Origin of the sequence: Cryobacterium sp. TmT2-59, assembly GCF_004403545.1 — a bacterium.
GTDB classification, from domain to species: Bacteria; Actinomycetota; Actinomycetes; order Actinomycetales; family Microbacteriaceae; genus Cryobacterium; species Cryobacterium shii.
The window spans coordinates 1-5386 of record NZ_SOGM01000067.1; the positions used below are offsets into that span (position 1 = coordinate 1).

General features: G+C 53.6%; 2 rRNA genes. Both read right to left on the bottom strand.

Annotation, left to right across the window (positions count from 1 at the left end):
• Positions 1–3 precede the first annotated feature (3 nt).
• Positions 4–3132 (bottom strand): 23S ribosomal RNA (locus E3T24_RS10900).
• Positions 3133–3595: 463 nt separating this feature from the next.
• Positions 3596–5117, bottom strand: a 16S ribosomal RNA gene (locus tag E3T24_RS10905).
• The 16S and 23S rRNA genes sit together here, the layout of an rRNA operon.
• Positions 5118–5386: the final 269 nt, after the last annotated feature.

A 5386-nucleotide genomic window follows, 5' to 3' on the forward strand; every position in this document is an offset into this window, starting at 1 on the left:
AGTGTTATCAAATTATTGGCTTATTAGTACCGGTCAGCTCCAAGGGTCTTTAGTCCCCTCTTCCACATCCGGCCTATCAACGCAGTAGTCTAGCTGCGAGCCTCTCCCCCGAAGGGATGGAAATCTCATCTCGAAGCCGGCTTCCCGCTTAGATGCTTTCAGCGGTTATCCGTTCCGAACGTAGCTAATCAGCGGTGCTCCTGGCGGAACAACTGACACACCAGAGGTTCGTCCATCCCGGTCCTCTCGTACTAGGGATAGATCTTCTCAAATTTCCTGCGCGCGCAGCGGATAGGGACCGAACTGTCTCACGACGTTCTAAACCCAGCTCGCGTACCGCTTTAATGGGCGAACAGCCCAACCCTTGGGACCTACTCCAGCCCCAGGATGCGACGAGCCGACATCGAGGTGCCAAACCATGCCGTCGATATGGACTCTTGGGCAAGATCAGCCTGTTATCCCCGAGGTACCTTTTATCCGTTGAGCGACAGCGCTTCCACAAGCCACTGCCGGATCACTAGTCCCGACTTTCGTCCCTGCTCGACTTGTCAGTCTTACAGTCAAGCTCCCTTGTGCACTTACACTCGACACCTGATTGCCAACCAGGTTGAGGGAACCTTTGGGCGCCTCCGTTACTTTTTAGGAGGCAACCGCCCCAGTTAAACTACCCACCAGGCACTGTCCCTGAACCGGATCACGGTTCGAAGTTAGATATCCAATATGACCAGAGTGGTATTTCAACGTTGACTCCACCTGAACTAGCGTCCAAGCTTCAAAGTCTCCCACCTATCCTACACAAGCCACACCGAACACCAATACCAAGCTGTAGTAAAGGTCACGGGGTCTTTCCGTCCTGCTGCGCGTAACGAGCATCTTTACTCGTAATGCAATTTCGCCGAGTTCGCGGTTGAGACAGCTGGGAAGTCGTTACGCCATTCGTGCAGGTCGGAACTTACCCGACAAGGAATTTCGCTACCTTAGGATGGTTATAGTTACCACCGCCGTTTACTGGGGCTTAAATTCTCAGCTTCGCCTTGCGGCTAACCGTTCCTCTTAACCTTCCAGCACCGGGCAGGCGTCAGTCCGTATACATCGTCTTGCGACTTGGCACGGACCTGTGTTTTTAGTAAACAGTCGCTTCCCACTGGTCTCTGCGGCCTTCGAACGCTCCAGGAGTAAATCCCTTCACGCCTCAGGCCCCCCTTCTCCCGAAGTTACGGGGGCATTTTGCCGAGTTCCTTAACCACGATTCTCTCGATCTCCTTAGTATTCTCTACCTGATCACCTGAGTCGGTTTGGGGTACGGGTGACTAAAACCTCGCGTCGATGCTTTTCTTGGCAGCATAGGATCACTGATTTCGTCCGTGAGGACTACCCATCGGGTCTCAGCCTTATATGAGAGACGGATTTGCCTATCTCTCGGCCTACATCCTTAGACCGGGACAACCATCGCCCGGCTCAGCTACCTTCCTGCGTCACACCTGTTAATACGCTAACCGCACCAGCATAGGGTCGTACGCTAGGCCCACCCCCGCCGCCCGAAGGCATTGGTCAGTGGGATTCAGATACTTAGCATTACTGGATTAGCTTGGGCGGTTTTTCGCCAGTACGGGAATATAAACCCGTTGTCCATCGACTACGCCTGTCGGCCTCGCCTTAGGTCCCGACTTACCCAGGGCGGATTAGCCTGGCCCTGGAAACCTTGATCTTTCGGAGGACGGGTTTCTCACCCGTCTTTCGCTACTCATGCCTGCATTCTCACTCGTGTAGCCTCCACGGCTGGTTTACACCGCCGCTTCGCTGGCCACACGACGCTCTCCTACCCATCAACACGGCTGAACCAACACAACAAGTGTGCGGCTTACCAAAAATATCAATGCCACAACTTCGGTGGCGTGCTTGAGCCCCGTTACATTGTCGGCGCGGAATCACTTGACCAGTGAGCTATTACGCACTCTTTCAAGGGTGGCTGCTTCTAAGCCAACCTCCTGGTTGTCTGTGCAACTCCACATCCTTTCCCACTTAGCACGCGCTTTGGGACCTTAGTTGGTGGTCTGGGTTGTTTCCCTCTCGACGATGAAGCTTATCCCCCACCGTCTCACTGCTGCGCTCTCACTTACCGGCATTCGGAGTTTGGCTGACGTCAGTAAGCTTTTAGGCCCCATCGGCCATCCAGTAGCTCTACCTCCGGCAAGAAACACGCAACGCTGCACCTAAATGCATTTCGGAGAGAACCAGCTATCACGAAGTTTGATTGGCCTTTCACCCCTATCCACAGCTCATCCCCTCCATTTTCAACTGAAGTGGGTTCGGTCCTCCACGACGTCTTACCGTCGCTTCAACCTGGCCATGGATAGATCACTTCGCTTCGGGTCTAGGACATGCGACTGAATCGCCCTATTCAGACTCGCTTTCGCTACGCATTCCCCTCTCGGGTTAAGCTCGCCACATATCACTAACTCGCAGGCTCATTCTTCAAAAGGCACGCTGTCACCAGAATCAGACTGGCTCCAACGGTTTGTAAGCAAACGGTTTCAGGTACTATTTCACTCCCCTCCCGGGGTACTTTTCACCTTTCCCTCACGGTACTTGTTCACTATCGGTCATGTAGGAGTATTTAGGCTTATCAGGTGGTCCTGACGGATTCACACGGGATTTCTCGGGCCCCGTGCTACTTGGGATACTCTTCGGGCGATTGCTGCATTTCGACTACGGGGTTCGCACCCTCTATGACCAGGCTTTCAATCCTGTTCGTCTATACAACGTTCTAACCCTCACTGTTCGGCAGAAGCAGCAGAAAAGTCCCGCAACCCCGACCATGCAACGCCTGCCGGCTATCACACATGATCGGTTTAGCCTCATCCGGTTTCGCTCGCCACTACTAACGGAATCACTATTGTTTTCTCTTCCTGTGGGTACTGAGATGTTTCACTTCCCCACGTTCCCTCTACCCGCCCTATATATTCAGGCGGGAGTCACCAGGTCACCTTACGGGCCTGGCGGGGTTTCCCCATTCGGAAATCCTCGGATCACAGTTTGTTTATCAACTCCCCGAGGCTTATCGCAGATTACTACGTCCTTCTTCGGCTCTACATGCCAAGGCATTCACCGTTTGCTCTTAGAAATTTGAAATCACATGAGTTTGAATCGATTGGTGTCACGAATAAATTCGCGACAGAAATTGACCAATGATCTAACACTCTTACGAGTGCTTTGATCTTTGTAATCTGTCGGACCGAGGTCCGTCAAATTTAAGATGCTCGCGTCCACTGTGTAGTTCTCAAAGTACGGGCGGTACCCTCACCTGCCCACGAATGATGTGAACAGGAAAAGGTCCAGAGGAAAAGTCCAACCAGGCCGTAACCCGATCGTTCCGGTCCCTCAGGACCCAACAGCGTGCATATACAGTCAACCCCAACCCAAACCCTTCCAACTCCCGTGCTGTAAACAACACCGGAGCGTACCAAGTTCAAACTGTTCGCTTCTGCATCAATGTCAATGTTCCACCCATGAGCGCCACCGGGAAACGTGTGCTCCCGAAATGGCTTGGCAGTGGTGTTCCGCTGTATACAGACGGCACTGCTGTGCTCCTTAGAAAGGAGGTGATCCAGCCGCACCTTCCGGTACGGCTACCTTGTTACGACTTAGTCCTAATCACCGATCCCACCTTCGACAGCTCCTCCCCTTGCGGGTTAGGCCACTGGCTTCGGGTGTTACCGACTTTCATGACTTGACGGGCGGTGTGTACAAGGCCCGGGAACGTATTCACCGCAGCGTTGCTGATCTGCGATTACTAGCGACTCCGACTTCATGGGGTCGAGTTGCAGACCCCAATCCGAACTGAGACCGGCTTTTTGGGATTCGCTCCACCTTGCGGTATTGCAGCCCTTTGTACCGGCCATTGTAGCATGCGTGAAGCCCAAGACATAAGGGGCATGATGATTTGACGTCATCCCCACCTTCCTCCGAGTTGACCCCGGCAGTATCCCATGAGTTCCCACCATTACGTGCTGGCAACATAGGACGAGGGTTGCGCTCGTTGCGGGACTTAACCCAACATCTCACGACACGAGCTGACGACAACCATGCACCACCTGTATAGAGACCTTGCGGGGCGACTGTTTCCAGACGTTTCCTCTATATGTCAAGCCTTGGTAAGGTTCTTCGCGTTGCATCGAATTAATCCGCATGCTCCGCCGCTTGTGCGGGCCCCCGTCAATTCCTTTGAGTTTTAGCCTTGCGGCCGTACTCCCCAGGCGGGGAACTTAATGCGTTAGCTGCGACACGGAGACCGTGGAATGGTCCCCACATCTAGTTCCCAACGTTTACGGCATGGACTACCAGGGTATCTAATCCTGTTCGCTCCCCATGCTTTCGCTCCTCAGCGTCAGTTACGGCCCAGAGATCTGCCTTCGCCATTGGTGTTCCTCCTGATATCTGCGCATTCCACCGCTACACCAGGAATTCCAATCTCCCCTACCGCACTCTAGTCTGCCCGTACCCACTGCAGGCCCGAGGTTGAGCCTCGGGTTTTCACAGCAGACGCGACAAACCGCCTACGAGCTCTTTACGCCCAATAATTCCGGACAACGCTTGCACCCTACGTATTACCGCGGCTGCTGGCACGTAGTTAGCCGGTGCTTTTTCTGCAGGTACCGTCACTTTAACGCTTCTTCCCTACTAAAAGAGGTTTACAACCCGAAGGCCGTCGTCCCTCACGCGGCGTTGCTGCATCAGGCTTTCGCCCATTGTGCAATATTCCCCACTGCTGCCTCCCGTAGGAGTCTGGGCCGTGTCTCAGTCCCAGTGTGGCCGGTCACCCTCTCAGGCCGGCTACCCGTCGTCGCCTTGGTGAGCTATTACCTCACCAACTAGCTGATAGGCCGCGAGCTCATCCTTGACCAAAATTCTTTCCACCCCCAGAGATGCCTCCAAGGGTCGTATCCGGTATTAGACGTCGTTTCCAACGCTTATCCCAGAGTCAAGGGCAGATTGCTCACGTGTTACTCACCCGTTCGCCACTGATCAGAGAAGCAAGCTCCTCATCACCGTTCGACTTGCATGTGTTAAGCACGCCGCCAGCGTTCGTCCTGAGCCAGGATCAAACTCTCCGTAAATGTTTGACTGCACGAAACCCGAAGGCAACGGCACATCTAGTGTGACTGACCACCGGAATAGGCGGACCAGACACAAGTTTGAAACTGACAGAACAAATCATTACTGACTTGCTTTGTTGTTTAAATGTTTTCCAAAGGAATCTCCCGATCCTTCACCGCTAGAAACGGATCCAAATCACGAGGTTTTTGGCATTTGACATTGTGCACGCTGTTGAGTTCTCAAGGATCGGACGCACCCGACTTCAGGCCCAATAATGGGCTGTCGCTTC